Origin of the sequence: Streptosporangium sp. NPDC023615, from assembly GCF_040640155.1 — a bacterium.
Classification (GTDB): Bacteria; Actinomycetota; Actinomycetes; order Streptosporangiales; family Streptosporangiaceae; genus Streptosporangium.
Genome location: NZ_JBFABE010000017.1, coordinates 107,119 through 127,434 on the forward strand (window position 1 = coordinate 107,119; position 20,316 = coordinate 127,434).

5 protein-coding genes are annotated in these 20,316 nt (G+C 75.4%); all 5 read left to right on the top strand.

Going from position 1 to position 20,316, the window contains the following annotated elements:
* Nucleotides 1–162 precede the first annotated feature (162 nt).
* Nucleotides 163–5,601 carry an amino acid adenylation domain-containing protein gene (locus AB0G16_RS15660; protein WP_362804789.1) on the top strand — a complete coding sequence of 1,813 codons (5,439 nt, stop codon included), beginning with the start codon at nucleotides 163–165 and terminating at the stop codon, nucleotides 5,599–5,601.
* A 178-nt stretch (nucleotides 5,602–5,779) separates the two neighbouring features.
* Nucleotides 5,780–11,383: an SDR family NAD(P)-dependent oxidoreductase gene (locus tag AB0G16_RS15665; protein WP_362804792.1), complete on the top strand. Its 5,604-nt coding sequence runs from the start codon at nucleotides 5,780–5,782 to the stop codon at nucleotides 11,381–11,383.
* A complete protein-coding gene (locus AB0G16_RS15670; protein WP_362804795.1) occupies nucleotides 11,380–11,589 on the top strand; it encodes an MbtH family NRPS accessory protein in 210 nt (69 codons plus the stop codon). The genes AB0G16_RS15665 and AB0G16_RS15670 overlap by 4 nt, the downstream gene beginning before the upstream one ends.
* The gene (locus AB0G16_RS15675; protein ID WP_362804798.1) at nucleotides 11,586–14,876 is read left to right on the top strand and encodes an amino acid adenylation domain-containing protein; all 3,291 of its coding nucleotides are present in this window, start codon (nucleotides 11,586–11,588) and stop codon (nucleotides 14,874–14,876) included. Before AB0G16_RS15670 ends, AB0G16_RS15675 begins: the two co-directional genes overlap by 4 nt.
* Nucleotides 14,869–20,316, top strand: a 5,448-nt coding sequence (locus AB0G16_RS15680; RefSeq protein WP_362804801.1) for an amino acid adenylation domain-containing protein, incomplete at its 3' end; no start/stop codon positions are given. The genes AB0G16_RS15675 and AB0G16_RS15680, both read left to right, overlap by 8 nt.

The following is a 20,316-nucleotide window of genomic DNA, read 5'->3' on the forward strand; positions in this document are numbered from 1 at the left end:
AATGCCCTTGGGGATCTTGGGGGACAGCCGAAACCGGCATTCCGACACAGGTTTAACTTTCAACCCTTGACTGCCCACTGACACAAACATTAGGAATGATCTGGCTTGAGGCTTGTGAATACTTGACAGGGCAAAAACCCTGTTTGGGACTATGGGGGGTGGATGCTCGAAGCGACGCGGGAGGACTCGTCGTCCGCATCGGCGACCGGAGGGCCGTTCACCTCTCCGGAGCCGCCGGCGGCTCCCGCTCCCGCCTCCTGGACGGCCGGACCGGCGCACACCGCTCCGGAGGCGCTTTTGTGCGACCTCATCGCCGCCCAGGCGGCAAGGACGCCGTCCGCGCCCGCGATCCGGCAGTGGGGGAACCGCCTCACCTACCGGGGGCTGATGGACGCGGCCACCGCCCTTGCGCTGCGGTTACGCGCGCTGGGAGTGGGACCCGAGGACCGGGTGGGGCTCTGCGCCGCGCGCACTCCCCTGATGACCGTCGCCGCCCTGGGCATCATGATGGCCGGTGGCGCGTACGTCCCCCTCGACCCGGCGCACCCGCGCCGCCGGCTGGACGAGGTGCTCGACGACGCCGGCGTCACGGTCGTGGTGGCCGACGCCCGCGGCCGGGGGCTGCTGGCCGGGTGCGGGCGGCCCCTGGTCGAGCCGGAAATCGGTTCGACGACCGGAACCGTGTCCGAAATTACCGCCACCGCCCCGGCGGGCACCCCCTCCGTCACACCGATCGCGCCCGTGAGCGGGACCACCACCCCCACGGCGTCCGAAACCGGAGATACGACACCCGGGAGCGGTACCGCGACCGAAACCAGCGGAACGACCGCGGCCGCAACGGCCGGCACCGGAGGCGCGACCATCGGCGCGACCGGCGGCGGTGACGAGGGCGCCGGCGGCGGTACCGCCGGCTCCGGCGTGCGTCCCGGGAACGCCGCCTACGTGCTCTACACCTCGGGATCGACCGGGCGGCCCAAGGGAGTGGTCGTGGACCACTCCTCGGTGGTGGCCTTCGTCACCGCCTCGGCGGCCCACTTCGGCCTGGACGACACGTGCCGGTCGATCGCCTTCTCCGCGCTCGGGTTCGACGTCTCGGTCCTCGACATGTTCACCCCGCTCACCGTCGGCGGGTGCGTGCAGCTGGTGCCTGACGAGGACAGGACCGACCCGGGCCGCCTCCAGCGGTTCCTGGAGGCGCACGACGTCACCTGGGGCTTCATCCCCCCGGCGCTGCTGCCGCTGGTCGACCCGGCCGGGCTGCCGCACCTGCGCGACCTGGTCACCGCGGGCGAGCCGCCCGGCCCCGAGCAGGTCGGGCGCTGGTCGGCGCGGACCCGCTTCCACAACTGGTACGGCCCCACCGAGACGACCGTGTGCGTGGTCGGCACCGAGCTGTCGGGTACCTGGGAGCGGTCGCTGCCCATCGGGTACCCGCTGCGCGGCTGCCGGGCGCACATCCTGGACGAGGACATGCGCGAGTGCCCCGTCGGCGTCCCCGGCGAGCTGTACATCGGCGGGCCGCAGGTCAGCCGCGGCTATCTGGGGCTGCCCGGCATGACGGCCGCCAGGTTCGTGCCCGACCCGTTCTCCCGGGCGCCCGGGGCGCGGCTGTACCGCACCGGCGACCACGTGGCCTGGCAGCCCGACGGCCGGATCGCCTTCATGGGGCGGCTGGACCGGCAGGTGAAGATCCAGGGTCAGCGGGTCGAGATCGGCGAGGTCGAGTCGGTCGTCCGGGCCCACCCCGGGGTGACGCAGGCCGTGGTCGACGCCCCCGGCGAACTGGTGGCCTACGTCGCGCCGCTGGACGCGCCCGGACAGGCCGCCCTGCGCGAGCACTGCGCGCGCCGGCTGCCGGTGTACATGCTGCCCACCCGGGTGGTGCGCGTCCCGGTCCTGCCGCTGAACTCCTCGGGCAAGGTCGACCTGGCCGCCCTGCGGGCACTCCCCCGCGACACCGGCGGCACCGGCGGCACCGGTCTCGCCGACGACGGCGCGCGCGGCACCGGCGGGACCGCCGGCGGCGCGGACGCGGGAGACACCGGGCGGGCCGGGGAGACCACCGCCACGGGATCCGCCGCGCCGGTCACCGGTTCCCCCGGGACCGCCGGTTCCCCCGAGGCCGCCGGGACCGCCGGGACCGCCGGCCTGGCCGGTATCTGGGCGCGGGTGCTGGACGCCCCCGCCCCGGCCGCCGACGACGACTTCTTCGAGCGTGGCGGGCACTCGCTGCGGGCGATGCGCCTGGTCTCCGCCATCCGGGCCGAGCTCGGCCGGGAGGTCTCGGTCGAGGACGTCTACGCTGCCCGCACCTACGGCGCCCTGTCGTCCGGTGTCGAGCAGGCACCCCCGTGCGGCACCGGCGCCGCCCTCCCGAACGCGACCGGCGCCCCGGACGCGACCGGCGCCCCCGCCACGACGGGCTCCCCGGTCGCGACGGGCACGACGGGCACGACGGGCACGACGGGCACGGAGGGACCGTCGCTCTCGCCCGCGCAGCGGCGCATGTGGTTCGTCGAGCGACTCGCCCCCGAGACGCCCGCCCACAACATCGCGATGGCCGAACGGGTACGCGGCCCGCTCGACCCGGACGCGCTCCGCGGCGCCCTGGAGGCCGTGGTGGCCCGGCACGAGGCGCTGCGCTGGCGGATCGCCTCCCGCGCCGGCGTGCCGCACGTCTCGGTCACCCCGCCCGGCGAGGTGCCGCTCCCGCTCGACGACCTCTCGGCCTACCCCTCCCCCGAGGAGGCGCTGGAGAGGCTGCTGCAGCGCGAGGCGCGGACGCGCTTCGACCTGGAGACCGGGCCGCTGGTACGGGCCAGGCTGCTGCGGCTGGCCGACGACGACCACGTGCTCGCCGTGACCGTCCACCACGTCGTCTTCGACGGCTGGTCCCAGGACGTCTTCTACCGCGACCTGAGCGCCGCCTACCGGGGCGCCGATCCGGGACCGGCCGGGGCGGCGTTCACCGACTACGTGGCCTGGTCCAGGGAGCGCTCGAACGGCGAGGCCGTCGACTGGTGGCGCGAGCACCTGAGGGACGCGCCCATGGTCCTCGACCTGCCCAGGGACGCCCCCCGCCCCCCCGTGCAGACCTTTTTTGGAGCGCTCCTGACAGCGGACGTCGACGCGGCCGTCGGCGGGCGTGTCAGGGAGCTGGCCCTGCGGATGGGGGTCACCCCGTACCCGGTGCTGCTGGCCGCGTTCGCCGAACTGCTCGCCCGGCTGTCCGGGCAGGGCGACCTGGTGGTCGGCACCCCGTACGCCGACCGGGGGCACGTGGCGTTCGAGTCGACGATCGGCATGTGCGTGCGGGTGCTGCCGCTGCGGCTGCGCCAGGACCCCGGCTCCTCCTTCGAGGAGGACGTGGCCCGCTGCCGCGACGAGCTGGCCCGGGTGGTGGCGCACGGCGAGGTGCCCCTGGAGCGCGTCGTGGAGGCGTTGCGCGTCCCCCGCGACCTGGGACGCAACCCGGTGACCCAGGTCATGTTCAACATGTACAACTTCGCCGAGCCCAAGCTGGACCTGCCCGGGTGCGTGACCGAGGCGCTGGCCGCCGGGCTGCCGGGCGCGTTGTTCGACCTGACGATGTACGTCAGCGAGCGCGGCGACGGCTACGCGCTGCAGCTCGTCTACAACCCCGACCTGTTCTCGGCCGCCAGGATCGAGGCCCTGCTGGCCTCCTACCGGCACCTGCTGGCGGGCCTGCTGGAGCGTCCCGCCGAGGCGGCGGGCCTGGCCGCGCTGTCCGAGCCGGAGCCGCCGGCCGAGCTGCCGGCCTGGGACGGGCCGGGACCGCTGGAGACGCTGCGTCCCGAGGTCGTGGTGGAGGGCGCGGGCCGGACCGTGGGGTACGACGGGCTGGTCGCGCTGCGCCGGCGCACGGCCGAGGCGCTGCGCGCCGCCGGGGTCGAGCCCGGGCAGGCGGTCGCGGTGCTCGCGGCGCGGGTTCCCGAGCTTCCCGGCCTGCTGCTGGGGGTGCTGGCCTCCGGGGCCCGCTGGGTGATCCTCGACCCGGCCCACCCCGAGCCGGTGCTGTCGCGCCAGGCGGCCGCCGCCGGCGCGGTGGCCGCGCTGCGCTGCCCGGGCGCGCCCGCCCTGCCGGGCCTGCCGGAGATCGTCCTTCCCGGGACCGTACCGTCCGAGGACGCCCTGCCCGAGGACGCCCTGCCCGAGGACGCCCTGCCGGGGACCGGCCCGTCCGGGACCGTCCTGCCGGGGGCCGGCGGGCGCGGGTACCTCTCGCTCACCTCCGGGACCACCGGCGACCCCAAGCCGGTGCTGACCGGCGAGGGCCCGCTGGCGCACTTCGTCGCCTGGTACGCCGCCACCTTCGCGGTGACCCCCGACGACCGCTTCGCCCTGCTCTCGGGCCTGGCGCACGACCCGGCGCTACGCGACCTGTTCGTGCCGCTGGCCACCGGCGCCCGGCTCCTCATGCCCGAGCAGGACCTGCTGCGCGACCCCGCCCGGCTGGCCGGATGGCTGCGCGAGCACCGTGTCGGCGTGCTGCACCTGACCCCGCAGCTCGCCAGGATGCTCTGCGGTACCGGCACGGTGCTGCCCGACGTCCGGCTGATCGCGACCGGCGGCGACCGCCTCACCCACGCCGACGCCGCGCGGCTGCGGCGGCTGGCCCCCTCGGCCCGCCTGGTCGCCTTCTACGGCACCACCGAGACGCCGCAGGCGCACGCCTGGTACGAGATCCCCGAGCGGCCGCGCGCGAGCGCCGAGCCCGTCCCCGCGGGGCGCGGCATCGAGGGCAGCGAGCTGGTCGTCCTCGGCCGGCACGGCGGCCGGGCCGGGGTGGGCGAGCTGGGCGAGGTGGTGGTGCGCAGCGCCAACCTGGCGACCGGCTACCTCGACCCCGAGCTGACCCGGCTCCGCTTCACCGGGGACTCGTTCGCCACCGGCGATCTGGGCCGGCTCAACCCGGACGGGACGGTCACGATCGCCGGGCGGCGCGACGACCAGGTGAAGGTCCGCGGCTTCCGGGTGGAGCCGGGCGAGGTGGAGGCGGCGCTGACCGCCCACCCCGAGGTCCGCGCCGCCGCCGCGGTGGCCGACCGGGGCGAGGGGCGCGAGACCGTGCTGCTCGCCTACGCTGTGCCCCGCAGGCCCGGCCTGGCCCCGCAGCGGCTGCTGGAGCACCTGCGCGCGGCGCTGCCCGAGCACGCGATCCCCTCCGAGGTGATCGTGGTGCCCGCGCTGCCGCTGACCCCCAACGGCAAGATCGACCGCGCCGCGCTGCGCCGTCCCGCCGTCCGGCAGGACGACGGTGCGGGCGGCGAGCTGTCGGGCCCCACCGAGCGGGCCGTGGCCGAGGTGTGGCGGGCCGTGCTCGGCGTCCCGCGGGTCGGCGCCGCGGACAACTTCTTCGAGATCGGCGGTCACTCCCTGGCCATCGCCGCGGTCCAGGCCCGCCTGGGCGCGGCGCTCGGCAGGGAGATCCCGATCGTCGACCTGTTCCGCCATCCGACCATCCGCGCGCTCGCCGCGCACCTGGACGGTGGAGGCCCCACCCCCGGCCTCGACCGCGCCGCCCGGCGCCTCGCCGTCCGGCGAGACCGCCTCAAGGACCGTTCACGGAAACCGAGCTGAAACCCTGCCGCCTCCGAAACCGGACCCGGGCCGACGACCGGTCGGCCCGGGGTCCCGGACCCCGGCGTCCACAGCGTCACCGACGTCCCCGACGTCGCCGGCGCACATGACGTCCACGACCGCACCACCCCCCGCACCGGCGCCGACCGCGCCCAGCAAGGAAGAAAGGGACCCCCGCATGGCCGAGGAGCCCACCGTCGAACCGATCGCGATCATCGGCCTCTCGTGCCGCGTGCCGGGAGCCGGGGACGCCAGGCAGTTCTGGCGCAACCTGTCCGACGGAGTCGAGTCACTGACCCACTTCACCCGCGAGGAGCAGCGCGCGCTCGGCGTGCCCGACCACATCCTCGACGACCCGGACTTCGTGCCGGCCGCGATGATGCTCGACGACCACCAGGGGTTCGACGCCGCGTTCTTCGGCATGTCGATCAGGGAGGCGGAGATCCGGGACCCGCAGCACCGGCTCTTCCTCGAACTGTCGCACACCGCCCTGGAGGACGCCGGCTACGACTCGTTCCGGTACCCGGGCGAGATCGGCGTCTACGCCGGTTCCGGCTCGGACTTCTACCAGTGGATCAACATCAGGAGCAACGCGCAGGCCCACGCCAACGCGGGCTGGCTGGCCGTCATGGTCGGCAACCACGTCGACTACTGCGCCACCCTGTCGTCGTACAAGCTGGACCTGCGCGGTCCCAGCTACACGCTGCACACGGCGTGCTCGACGTCGCTGGTCGCGATCCACGTCGCGGCCGAGGCGCTGCGCAACGGCGAGTGCGACATGGCCCTGGCCGGCAGCGCCATGCTGGACCTGCCGCAGGGCCAGGGCTACGTCTACGACGAGGACGGCATCGTCTCCCCCGACGGTCACTGCCGCGCCTTCGACGCCAAGGCCGCCGGCACGATCTGGGGCAGCGGCGGCGGCGTGGTCGTGCTGAAGCGCCTGTCGGAGGCGATCGAGGACGGCGACAACGTCCGGGCCGTCATCCTGGGCAACGCGATCAACAACGACGGCGCCAGCAAGGTGGGCTTCTCCGCGCCCAGCATGGACGGCCAGGCCGCGGTCATCGCCCAGGCGCTCGGGGTCGGCGGGGTGGACCCGCGCACCATCACCTACGTCGAGGCGCACGGCACCGGCACCGCGCTGGGCGACCCGATCGAGGTCGCGGCGCTGAGCAGCGTGTTCCGCCAGGACACCGACGACACCCAGTGGTGCGGCATCGGCTCGGTCAAGAGCAACATCGGCCACCTGGGCCAGTCGGCGGGCATCGCCAGCATCATCAAGGCCGTGCTGGCCCTGGAGAACGGGCTGATCCCGCCCACGCTGCACTACGAGAGCCCCAACCCCAAGATCGATTTCGCGCAGAGCCCGTTCTACGTGGCGGCGTCGCCGACCAAGTGGGAGCCGAACGGCTTCCCGAGGCGGGCGGGCGTCAGCTCGTTCGGCATCGGCGGCACCAACGCGCACATCGTGCTGGAGGAGGCGCCCAGGACGGCCCGCGAGGAGCGCGACCCGCGCCCGGCGCACCTGCTGCGCCTGTCGGCCAGGACCGACTCGGCGCTGGCCGCCGCCGCCGAGCGGCTGGCCGCGCACCTGGAGGCCCACCCCGAGGCCGACCTGGCCGACGTCGCCCACACCCTTCGGGTGGGGCGCAGGGAGCTCTCCCGCAGGACCGCGGTGGTGGCCTCCGGCGTCGCCGACGCCGTCGCCGCGCTGCGCGACCCCAAGCGGCTCATCGCCGGCGCCACCTCCCGGCGCACCCCCCGTCCGGCCTTCCTGTTCTCCGGCCAGGGCTCGCAGTACGCGGGCATGGGCGCCGAGCTGTACCGCACCGAGCCGGTCTTCAGGGACGCGGTCGACGAGTGCGCCGAGATCCTGCGGGCCGAGCTCGGCGAGGACCTGCGCGACCTGATCTTCGCCCGCGGCGAGGAGGCCGACGAGCGGCTGCGGCAGACCTCGCTGACCCAGCCGGCCCTGTTCACCGTGGAGTACGCGCTGGCGACGCTCTGGCGCTCGCTGGGCGCCGAGCCCGCCGGCATGATCGGCCACAGCATCGGCGAGTACGTCGCGGCGACCGTCGCCGGGGTGTTCAGCCTGCCGGACGCGTTGCGGCTGGTGGCGGCCCGGGGCCGCCTGGTGCAGAGCATGCCGGCCGGGGCGATGCTCGCCGTGCAGCTCGCGCCGGACGAGATCGGGCCGATGCTGCCCGACGGCGTGTCGGTGGCGACCGTCAACGGCCCGGGCACCTGCGTGGTGGCCGGCCCGCCGGACACGATCGCCGAGCTGGCCGCCCTGCTGGAGGAGGAGGGCATCGGCCGGATGGAGCTGCGCACCTCGCACGCCTTCCACTCGGAGATGATGGACCCGATCCTGGGCGAGTTCCGGGAGCTGGTGGCCGGGGTCGAGCGGTCGGCGCCGAGCCTGCCGTTCCTGTCGAACGTGACCGGCACCTGGATCACCGCGGCCGAGGCGACGGACCCGTCGTACTGGGCGCGGCACATGCGCGAGCCGGTGCTGTTCGGCGACTGCGTGGCGACCCTGCTCGCCGACGGCGACTGGATCATGATCGAGTGCGGTCCCGGCAAGCAGCTCTCCGGGCTGGCGCGGGCGCAGAACCCGCCGGGCGCGGTCGCGCCGCTGCCGTCGCTGCCCGGCCCCAAGGACGACGGCGGCGACGTGCGGGTGCTGTCGGCGGCCGTCGGCACGCTGTGGGCGCACGGCGTCGCGCTGGAGGCCTTCGGCGAGGAGGGCCGGCGGATCTCGCTGCCCACCTACCCGTGGGAGCGTCAGCGCGCCTGGATCGACCCCGACCCGCACGGCGCGTTCGTCGGCGGCGTGGCCAACCCCGCGCCGGTCGAGGAGGACCTGCCGCTGGACCGCTGGTTCAGCGTGCCCGTCTGGCGGCAGACGCCGCCCGGCCCGGCGCCGCTGTCGCCGGTCACCCGCGCGCTGGTCCTCGCCGACGAGGGCTCGGCCGGCCTGGTGGACGCGCTGCGCGCGGGCGGCGCCGAGGTGATCGAGGTCAGGCCCGGTGCGGAGTTCGCCTCCTCGGGCGACGGATACACCGTTCGCCCGGCCGAGCGCGCCGACTACGACGCGCTGCTGGCGGCCGTCGGCGAGGTGCCCGGACGGGTGGTCCACGCCTGGACCGTCGCGGCCGAGCCCGCCGCCGGGGTCGACGAGACCTGGAAGGCGCAGGACCTGGGCTTCTTCAGCGTGCTGGCGCTGGTGCAGGCGCTGACCGCCGTACAGCCCGCCGACGGGGTGGAGCTGTCCCTGCTCACCTCGGGCGCGCAGGACGTCGTCGGCGGCGACCTGATCCGCCCCGAGCACGCGACGCTGGCCGGCTTCCCCCGCGTGGTGCCGCTGGAGACCCCGTGGCTGCGGGTGCGGCACATCGACGTGGAGGCCCGCGACTGGGTCAGGCACGCCGCGGCCGAGCTGGGCCGCAGGCCCGAGACCGACGAGGCCGGGCTGCTGACCACGGTCAGCATCCGCGGCGGCCGCCGCTGGTCGCAACGCTACGAGCAGCTCGAGGTGCCCGCGGTCGAGGCCGCGGCGGCCGGTGCGGCGTCCGCGGACGGGACGGTGGCGGCCGAGGCCGGCCACGCCGGTCCCGGCCAGGACGAGACGGCCCTGGCGGTCGCCGGGAACGCCGGCCCGGTGGACGGGCAGGTCTACGTGATCACCGGTGGCCTGGGCGGCATCGGCGTCTCCCTCGCCGAGGACCTGGCGGCGCGCGCCCGGGTGCGGCTGGTGCTGCTGTCGCGGACCGGGCTGCCGGAGCGGGCGGCGTGGGACGCGCACCGGGGCGGCCGCGAGGGGCGGGCGATCGCCGCGATCCGCAGGATGGAGCAGGCCGGGGCCGAGGTCCTGGTGCTGGCCGCCGACGTCACCTCCGCCGGCGACATGCGCCGGGTCAGGGAGGAGACGCTGGCCGCGTTCGGCCGGGTGGACGTGATCGTGCACGCCGCCGGGCTGCCCGGCGGCGGCATGGCCGAGATCAAGGAGCGGGCCGCCGCCGAGCAGGTGCTGGCGCCCAAGGTGGCCGGCACACTCGCGCTGCGCGACGCCTTCGGCGACCTCGACCTGCAGGCCGTGGTGCTCTGCTCGTCGATCACCGCGGTGGCGGGCGGCTTCGGCCAGGTCGACTACTGCGCGGCCAACAACTTCCTCGACGCGCACGCCAGGGGCGAGCACGGCTGGCGCGCGGCCACCGTCGTCTCGGCCAACTGGGGCAAGTGGCTGGAGGTCGGCATGGCGGCGGAGGTCGCCGCCCCCGCCGGGTTCGTGGCGCTGCAGCGCGGCGACCGGATCAGGGCCGTCGACCACCCGGTGCTGTCGGCCTGGCACGAGGCCGACGGCGAGGGGCTCGGCTGGGCCGGTGGCGGCCTGTCGCCCGACACGCACTGGGCGCTGGACGGTCACCGCATCTCCGGCGTGCCGGTGCTGCCCGGCACGGGTCACCTGGAGCTGGCGCGCAGCGCCGGCGAGATCGGGCTGCCCGGCACGGGCGCGGTCGAGCTGCGCGACGTGGTGTTCGTCGAGCCGCTCTCGGTGGCCGACGGCGCCTTCGCCGAGGTGCGGGTGACGTTCAGCCCCGAGGCCGACGGCGCGGAGTTCCAGGTGGAGAGCGTCATCGGCGCCGCCCAGCGCACCCACGCGCGGGGCACCGCCGCCAAGGTCGACGCCCCCTCGGTCAGGCAGGCGGACGTGGCGGCGATCATCGAGCGCTGCACCCCGGCCACCGAGGAGCAGGGCGGCGTGCCGCTGTCCGGGCTGCTGACGCTCGGCCCCCACTGGGGCCACATGACGGAGTGGTACATCGGCCAGAACGAGGCCCTGGGGCGGTTCGAGCTGCCCGCGGAGCTCTCGGAGGACCTGGGCGGCTGGGGCCTGCACCCGGCCCTGCTGGACAGCGCGACCTCCTTCACCTGGATCGACGTCGTCGGCCACTACCTGCCGCTCGGCTACGGCCGCATCACCGTCGTCGACCGGCTGCCCGGCACGTTCTGGAGCCACATGCGCTTCCGCGACAGCGGCACCGACGAGGTGCTGGCGGTCGACGTGACGCTCATCGACGACGACGGCGCGATCGTGGTCGAGATCTCCGACTACGTGCTGCGGCGCATCAACACCGAGGCGGTGGTGGCCGGGGTGACGGCCAACGCCGACTCCCAGCAGGCCGGCGTGGTCGCCGCCGGCGACAGTGCCGCCGGCGGCGGCGTGGTCGCGACGACCGCCGGCGGCCCCGACGCGGTCGGCATCCGCCCGGCCGAGGGCGCCGAGGCCTTCCACCGGCTGCTGGCCACCCCCCTGGGCCCGCAGGTGGTGATCGCCGCGACGCCGGTGGCCGACTACCTGTCGGGTGTCGGGTCGGTCACCCAGGAGACGGTGGAGACGGAGCTGGACCCGGCCGCGGTGTCCGACCGTCCGGCCCGTCCCGGCCACGCCGACGACGACTACGTGGCGCCGCGCGGCGACGTCGAGACCGCCATCGCCCGGCTGTGGAGCGAGGTGCTCGGCGGCGAGCGCATCGGCGTCGACGACGACTTCTTCGAGCTCGGCGGCAACTCGCTGATCGCCGTGCAGCTCATCGCCCTCATCCGCAAGGAGCTGGGCGTACGGCTGCCGATGCGCAGCCTCTTCGAGGAGCCCACCGTGGCCGGCGTCACCTCGCTGATCGAACAGGCACGCGCCGCCGCGCCCGCGGCGGACACCACCACCCCGGCCCCCGGCCAGACCTCCATCCCCCGCCTCCCCCGCAGGAGTGAGCAGCAGTGAGCGATTCCCTTCCCGACACCAAGGTCGTCCTCAACGACGAGGAGCAGTACTCCATCTGGCCGGCGGACCGGGAGAACCCGGCCGGCTGGCGCGACGGGGGCTTCACCGGCACGAAGGACGAGTGCCTGGCCCACATCGAGCAGGTCTGGACCGACATGCGCCCGCGCAGCCTGCGCGAGGCGATGCAAGCCGGGGGCGCGGGATGACCGGAAAGGTGGAGGACGTCTTCCCGTCCTCCTCGGGGCAGGAGCGGATGTGGTTCCTGGCCCGCTTCGAGCCCGAGCTCGCCGTCTACAACATCGGCATGGTCATCCCGATGACCGCGCGCCAGCCGGTCGACCCGCGCCGCCTGGAGGCGGCCATCGCCCAGGTGGTGCGCCGCCACGAGGTGCTGCGCACGGTCTTCGAGTTCCGCGACGGCCAGGTGATGCAGATCGTCGACGGCACGGTGCCGCCGGTGCGGCTCACCGAGACCGACCTGACCCACCTGCCGCCCGACGAGCGCGAGGCCGAGCTGGCCCGCCTTGCCAAGAGCGACGGCGTCGCGCCGTTCGTCCTCGACCGGGCGCCGCTGTGGCGGCTGCGGCACGTGCGGATGGGCGAGGACGACCTGCGGCTGGTCTGCGTGTTCGACCACACCGTGTTCGACGGCGTCTCCAGCCACATCTTCGTCAACGAGCTGGAGGAGTGCTACGACGCGATCGGCGAGGGTCGCGAGCCCAAGCTGGCCGAGGTGCCCATCCAGTTCGCCGACTTCGCCGTCTGGCAGCGAGGACGGCTGACCGGCGAGTTCGTGGAGCAGGAGCTGGCGCACTGGCGGGAGCGGCTGGCCGGCATCCCGGCCGACCTGGCGCTGCCCGCCGACCGGCCGCGCCCGCGCAGCCGCAGCTTCCGGGGCGAGATGCACCTGGCCGCGTTCTCCCCGGAGACCTCGGCGGGCGTGCAGCGGCTGGCCAAGGACCTCAACTCGACGCTGTTCACCGTCATGCTCACCGCGTTCACGACCGTGCTGGCCCGCTGGTCGGGGCAGTACGACGTGGTGGTGGGCACCCCCGTCGCGGGACGGCTGCTGCCGGAGACCGAGCCGGTCATCGGCATGTTCGTCAACGCGGTGGCGCTGCGCTCGGACCTGTCGGGCGACCCGACGTTCGCCGAGGCCGTGGGAAGGGTGCGCAACACCGTCGCCGAGGCCCTGGACCACCAGGAGCTGCCGTTCGAGCGGCTGGTGGAGGCGCTCCAGCCGACCAGGGACCTGAGCGTGCCGCCGATCTACCAGGTGATGTTCAACCTGGCCGTCGACACCAACGAGGGCCAGATCGCCAACGGGACCGCCAAGGTCGACGTGCAGCTCGACATCAACATGCGCGACGGGCGGCTGCACCTGCGCCTGGAGTACGGCACGGACCTGTTCGACCGGCCCACCATGGAGCGGTTCGCGTCCTGCCTGGAGACGGTGGTCGAGGCGGCGATCGCCGCCCCGCACACGCCGATCTCCGCGCTGCCGCTGCTGTCCCCGGCCGAGGGCGAGCACGTCCTCGCGCTCGGCACGGCCGGGGACCTGGAGGACCTGCGGGACCTGCGCGGCACCGGCGGCGCCGCCGACGCCGCCGACGCCGCCGACGCCATCGGGGACGGCGGGACGCCGGGCGCGGAGGCCACGCTGACCTCGCTGATCGAGGCGCAGACGGCCAGGACCCCGGACGCCCCGGCCGTGGTCGCGGGCGACGTCACGCTGACGTACGCGGAGCTGGACGAGCGGGCCGGGGCGCTGGCGCACTGGCTGCGCAGGATCGGCGTGCGCCGGGGAAGCCCGGTCGCGGTCTGCGCCGAGCGCTCGGCCGAGCTGGTCGTGGCGCTGCTCGCGGTGCTCAAGGCGGGCGGCGCCTACGTGCCGCTCGACCCGGAGTACCCGCCGTCGCGGCTGGCGTTCATGCTGTCCGACAGCGGCGCCCGGGTGATGCTGACCCAGCGCCACCTGCGCGAGCTGCTCCCCGAGGGCGCCGTCAAGCCGGTGCTGCTGGACGCGCCCGAGTCGTGGGGGCCGCAGCCGGCGGGGTCGCCGCCGCCGGTCACCGGACCGGACGACGCCGCGTACACGATCTACACCTCGGGGTCGACCGGCCGTCCCAAGGGCGTCGTCAACACCCACCGGGGCATCGTCAACCGGCTCGCCTGGATGCAGCGCCGGTTCGGCCTGACCTCCGGCGAGACGGTCCTGCAGAAGACCCCGACCAGCTTCGACGTGTCGGTCTGGGAGTTCTTCTGGCCGCTGGTCACCGGCGCGTCCCTGGTGCCGGTCCGGCCGGGCGGGCACCGCGACCCCACCCACCAGCGCGACCTGATCAAGGCGCACGCGGTGAGCACCGTGCACTTCGTGCCCTCGATGCTGGCGCTGTTCCTGGAGGAGACCGGCATCGAGTCGTGCCGGTCGCTCAGGCGGGTCATCTGCAGCGGCGAGGAGCTGCCGCCCCGCGTCGCGGCCCGGTTCTTCGAGCGGCTGCCCGGCGTGGAGCTGCACAACCTGTACGGGCCGACCGAGGCGGCGGTCGACGTGACCGCCTGGCAGGTGCCGGGCGAGAGCCCGGACGCGCTGCGGGAGCTGCCCACGCTGCCCATCGGAACGCCCATGCCGGGCAACCGGCTGCACGTGCTGGACGAGGCGCTCCGGCCGCTGCCGGTCGGCGTCCCCGGGCACCTGCACATCGGCGGCGTCCAGGTGGCGCGCGGCTACGCCGGGCGCCCGGCGCTGACCGCCGAGCGGTTCGTCCCCGACCCGTACGGGCCGCCCGGCTCGCGGCTGTACGCGACCGGCGACCTGGCGCGGGTCCGCGCCGACGGGAACCTGGAGTTCCTGGGCCGGCTGGACGACCAGGTGAAGGTGCACGGCTGGCGGGTCGAGCTCGGCGAGATCGAGTCGCTGATCGCCGAGCACCCGAAGGTGCGCCGGGCGATCGTGGCGCTGCGCGACGACGCCCCCGGCGGGCGCGGCCTGGTCGGCTACGTCGACTGGTCGGGGGACGCGGCGGCGCTCACCGCCGAGATGCGCAAGGCCCTGGCCAAGAAGCTGCCGGCCGCGCTCGTCCCGCAGGCGTTCGTCGCGATCGACGACGTCCCGCTGGGGCCCAGCGGCAAGCTCGACCGGGGGGCGCTGCCCGCGCCGACCGGTTCGGGCCGCGCCGACCTCGGCACCCCCTACGTGGAGCCGCGCACCCCGCTGGAGGCCGAGCTGAGCGCCCTGTGGGGCGAGCTGCTGGGCCGCGAGCGGATCGGCGCCGACGACGACTTCTTCCAGCTCGGCGGCCACTCGCTGCTGGCGGTGCTGCTGGTCACCCGTTACCGGGAGACCTACGGCGTGGAGATGCCGCTGCGGCGCTGCTTCGAGGCGACCACGGTCGCCGAGCACGCCCTCGTCGTCCTGGAGTCGCAGTTCGACGGGGACGACGGGGAGATGGAGGCGCTGCTGGCGTCGCTGGAGGATCCCGCGCATGAGTGACCTGAGGGCGAGGCTGGCCCGGCTCAGCCCGGAACAGCGCGCCGCGCTGGAGGAGAGGATGCGACGGCAGCCGTCGCCGCAGCGCGCGCCGGGCATCCCCCGGCGCGCGGGCGGCGGCCCGGCGCCCCTCTCCTTCGGCCAGGAACGGCTGTGGTTCCTGCAGCAGCTCGACCCCGCCGACGCCTCGTACAACATGTTCATGGTGCAGCGGCTGCGCGGGCGGGTCTCGGTCGAGGCCCTGCGGCACGCGCTGGGCCGCCTGGTGGAGCGGCACGCCACGCTGCGCGCCCGCTTCACCGCGCGCGAGGGCAGCCCGGTGCAGGAGATCGGGCCGCCCGTGCCGGTCGAGCCCGACCTGATCGACCTGTCCGGCCTGCCGGCCGACGAGCGGGAGGACCGCGCGACCGAGCTGGTCGCCGACCTCACCAACCGGCCGTTCGACCTGGCGGCCGGGCCGCTGCTGCGGGTCCACCTGATCACCCTGTCGGGGAACGACCACGTGTTGTGCGTGGTGCTGCACCACATCGTGGCCGACGGCTGGTCGCTGAAGATCCTGCTGGGCGAGTTCGCGACCCTCTACGGCGCCCACCTGGAGGGCCGCGAGGCCGACCTGCCCGAGCCGGTGCTGGAGTACGCCGACTACGCCGCCTGGCAGCGCGAGCGCCTGGACGAGGAGGGCGTGCGCCGCCAGCTCGACTACTGGGGCGAGCGCCTGGCCGGGGTGCCGGTGCTGGACGTGCCCGCCGACCGGCCCCGGTCACCGGTGCGCTCGTCCAACGGCGACTACGCGGCGCGGCGCATCGGGCGCGAGCTGACCGCCCGCCTGGACCGGCTGGCCAGGGACGAGCGGTGCACGCCGTTCATGGTGCTGCTGGCCGCCTTCCACACGCTGCTCGGCGCCCACTCCGGGCAGGACGACGTGTGCGTGGGATCGGTGATCGCCGGGCGGGAGCGTCCCGAGCTGGAGCACGTCGTCGGGTTCTTCCCGAACACGCTGGCGCTGCGCGCCGACCTGTCGGGCGACCCGGCCTTCCGGGAACTGCTCGGCCGGGTCCGGTCGACGGTGCTGGACGCCTTCGCCCACCAGGACATCCCCTTCGAGCGGCTCCTGAACGAGCTGAACGTGGAGCGGGACCTGAGCACCACGCCGCTGTTCCAGGCGATGTTCGTGATGCAGGACAGGGAGGCCTCCGAGCTGACCATCCCCGGCGTCGAGACGGGCGTCTTCGACCCGGGCGCGCGGCAGGCCAAGTTCGACCTGATGCTGGACGTGACGCCGCGCTCGGACTCGCTGTACGCGCTGCTGTCCTACAACGCCGACCTGTTCGAGCCGGACACGATGGCCCGGATGCTGCGCCGCTACGAGCGCGTCCTGGAGGCCGTGGCCGGCGACCCCGACATCCCGCTCTCGCGGTTGCGCGCCGCGATGCTGCTGCCCGAGGACCGGCTGCCGGCGGTCACGGCGTCGCTGTCCACCGGCGCCCGTCCCACCGGCGCCGTTCCTCCGGGGGACGTCCTTTCGGGCGGCGTTCCCTCCGGGGGTGTTCTCCCGGGTGCCTCCTGCGGCGCCGGAACGGCCGGGCCCGCAGCCCGGCCGCCCGGCACGGCCGCCGGGGTGGCCGGGCTGTTCGAGGAGCGGGCCCGGCTCGCGCCTGACGCGCCCGCGGTCACCCACGGCGACCGCCGGCTGAGCTACGCCGAGCTGGACGAGCGCGCCACGCGACTGGCCGCGCGGCTGGCCGCCGCCGGGGCGGGGCCGGAGACCGTGGTCGCCGTACGCGCCCGGCGCGGCCTCGAACTGGTCGTGGCGCTGCTCGCGGTGCTCAAGGCGGGCGGCGCCTACCTGCCCCTGGACCCGGCCTACCCGGCCGAGCGGCTGCGCTGGATGCTGCGCGACGGCGGGGCCGCGCTGCTGCTCTCCCAGGGCGACCCGTCCCTCTCCCCCGGCGACCCGCCCGCCTCCCAGGACGGTCCGCCCGGATCGCCCCCCAGGGACGACGTCCCCGGCGGGGAGGTGCCGGTGATCCCGCTGGAGGGCGTCGCCGACGGCCCGCCCACCGGTGGCGCGGCCGCCGGGAGCGGCGGCGGCGACCGGGTCCCGGCCCGTGTCGTCCCGGCCCATGTCGTCCCGGCCCATGTCGTCCCGGCCCGTGTCGTCCCGGCCCGCGGTGCCCCGGCGAACCTGGCGTACGTGATCTACACCTCCGGGTCGACCGGCCGTCCCAAGGGCGTCCAGGTCGAGCGGCGCGCGCTGGACGCGCGCGTGGCGTGGATGCGCGCCGAGTACGGCGTCGGCCCCGGCGACCGGGTGCTGCAGTTCGCCTCGGTGGGCTTCGACACGCACGCCGAGGAGGTCTACCCGGCGCTCACCTCCGGGGCGGAGCTGGTGCTCGCCCCGGACGAGCCGCTGCCCGACTTCCTGCGCACCCCCGCGGGCGCGTCGCTGACCGTGATGGACCTGCCCACCTCGTACTGGCAGGAGCTGGTCGCGGCCCGGATCACCTGGCCGGCGGCGCTGCGCCTGCTGATCCTGGGCGCCGACCCGCTGCCCGCGCCGGCGCTCGCCGCCTGGTACGAGGCGCACGGCGAGCGCGTCACCCTCGTCAACAGCTACGGGCCCACCGAGACGACGATCATCGCCACCGCCGGGGAACTCGACCCCGCCGAGGCGTCCAGGCGGCCCACCGTGGGGCACCCCCTCTCCGGTACCCGCGTGTACGTGCTGGACGGGTACGGCGCGCACGTCCCCGTCGGCGTGCCGGGTGAGCTCTGCGTCGGCGGCGACGGCCTGGCCCGGGGCTACCTGGGCTCGCCCGCGCCGACCGCGGAGCGTTTCGTCCCCGACCCGTACGGCCCGGCCGGGGCGCGTCTCTACCGCACCGGCGACCGGGCCCGGTTCCGGCCCGACGGCCGCCTGGAGATCCTCGGCCGCCTCGACCGCCAGGTGAAGATCCGCGGCTACCGCGTGGAGCCCGGTGAGATCGAGGCCCGGCTGCTGGCCCACCCCGGGGTGGCGCGGGCGACGGTGACGGTCAGGGAGGACACCCCCGGCGACCGTCGCCTGGTCGCCTACGTCGTACCGCGGGACCCCGGCGCCGGGGAACCGCTCCCGTACGGCGCGGACGACCTGCGCGGGCACCTGGCCGCCGGGCTGCCGCCGCACCTGGTGCCGAGCGCCGTGGTGGAGGTGGCGCGCATCCCGCTCACGCCGAGCGGGAAGGTCGACCAGGCGGCGCTCCCCGCCCCCGAACACCGCTCCGGCGAGGGCTACCTGCCCCCGGGCACCGCGACCCAGGAACTGGTCTGCTCGGTCTGGGCCGAGGTGCTGGGAGTGGACCGGGTCGGGGCGCTCGACGACTTCTTCCAGCTCGGCGGCCACTCGCTGCTGGCGACCAGGACCATCGCCAGGCTCTCGGCCGCGACCGGGCTGGACGTCCCGCTGAAGCTCGCCTTCAGCCACTCGTCGGTCCGGCGGCTGGCCGAGGCGCTCGACGAGCTGGCCCAGGCCGGTCCCGGCCCCGGCGCGGGTCCCGGCGCGGGTCCCGGCCCGGTCCGGCGGCCGGAGGGCACGGCGCCGCCGCTGTCGTTCGCGCAGGAACGGCTCTGGTTCATGGAGCAGTTCAGCCCGGGGACCGGCGCCTACGTCCTGCCCGCCGCGGCGCGCCTGCGCGGGCCGCTGGACCTCGCGGCACTGGGCGCGAGGCTGGACGCGGCCGTGGCCCGGCACGAGAGCCTGCGGATGCGCTTCCCCGCCGCCCCCGACGGGCGGCCCGAGGTGAGGGTCGTCCCGGCGGACGACCCGGCGTCCCGGGTCACGATCCGCGTCGTCGGGGCGGGGACGCGCGCGAAGGCGGACGCGGGGGCAGGGACGGACACGGGGACGGAGAGGGAGGCGGAGGCGCGGCGCATCGTCAGTGCCGACGCGGCCCGTCCCTTCGACCTCGCCGACGGCCCGCTCCTCCGGGTGACCCTCGTCTGGATCGGCCCGGACGACCACGTGCTGCTGGTCGCCGTGCACCACGTCGTGGCCGACGGGTGGTCGGCGGAACTCCTGCTGGACGAGCTGCTCACCGGCCGCGACGGCCCCGACGGTCGCGCGGAGCCGTCCATCGGGTACGGCGACTACGCGCTCTGGCAGCGCGACCGCCTGACCGGGGAGCGCCTGGAGGGGCACCTGGAGTTCTGGCGGCGGGAGCTGGCCGCGCTGCCCCCGCTGGAGTTGCCCCTGGACCGGCCACGGCCCGCCCGGCAGGGACACCGGGGCGCCTGGCACGACCTGCGGCTTGACGCCGGGCTCACCGGGGACCTCGGCGAGCTGGCGCGGCGGAACGGCGCCACGCTCTACATGGTGCTGCTCGCCGCCTACCAGGCCGTGCTCTCCCGCTGGTCGGGGCAGTGTGACTTCGCGGTGGGCTCGCCGGTGGCCGGACGGGACCGGGCCGAGTTCGAGGACGTGGTCGGGTTGTTCGTGAACCTGCTCCCGCTCCGTGCCCGCCTGGAGGGCGACCCCACGTTCACCGACCTGCTTGGCCGTACCCGTGACGCCGCCCTGGAGGTCTACGCCCACCAGGAGCTGCCGTTCGAGAAGCTCGTCGCCGAGCTGGACCTGGCCAGGGACGCCACCCGGCCGCCCGTGGTGCAGGCGCTCTTCGCCCTGCAGAGCTACCTGGGCGGGGTGGCCCCTGCGGGACGGGCGGCGACGGCGACCGAGCCGTTCGCGCCCGACACCACCTCCACCCGGTTCGACCTGGAGCTGTACGTCTCGGAGACCGGCGGCGGTCTCGCCGCGAGGTTCGTCTACAACAGCGACCTGTTCCTGCCGGACACCGTCGAGCGCGTCGCCGCGTCCCTGGAGGCGTTCCTGCGTTCGGCCGTCGCCGCCCCGTCGGCCCGGGTCGGCGACCTGGACCTCCTCTCGCCCGCGGAACGGGAGCGGGTACTGACCGGCTGGAACGACACCGGCGTCGCGTATCCGCCGCCGGAGACGCTGCACGGCCTCGTCGAGGAGCAGGTGGCGCGGACGCCCGACGCCCCGGCCGTGGTCTTCGGCGACGACACCCTCACCTACGCCGAGCTGGACGACCGGGCCGGGGCGCTGGCCGCGCGGCTCCGTGCCGCCGGCGGCGGGGTGTTCGCCGTACGGGCCGAGCGCTCGCTCGACCTGCCGGTGCGGCTGCTCGCCGTGCTCAAGGCCGGGGCCGCCTACCTGCCCCTCGACCCGGGCCTGCCCGACCGGCGCGTCGAGGCCATGCTCGCCGACGCCGCAGCCGTGGAGCTCGACGCCGCGATCGGGGAACCCGGCCCCGAGGCCGTGGAACCGGAGGCCGGGGGACCGGGGACCGGGGAACCGGCGACCGGGGCCGGGGGTACGGGTCACCGGGTCGGGGACCTGCCGGACTCGCTCGCGTACGTGATCTTCACGTCCGGGTCGACCGGCCGT

Excerpts from the sequence above, each read along its gene's own strand:
- AB0G16_RS15675 (WP_362804798.1), top strand. The coding sequence starts at position 11,586 with ATGACCGGAAAGGTGGAGGACGTCTTCCCGTCCTCCTCGGGGCAGGAG.
- AB0G16_RS15660 (WP_362804789.1), top strand. The coding sequence starts at position 163 with ATGCTCGAAGCGACGCGGGAGGACTCGTCGTCCGCATCGGCGACCGGA.
- AB0G16_RS15665 (WP_362804792.1), top strand. The coding sequence starts at position 5,780 with ATGGCCGAGGAGCCCACCGTCGAACCGATCGCGATCATCGGCCTCTCG.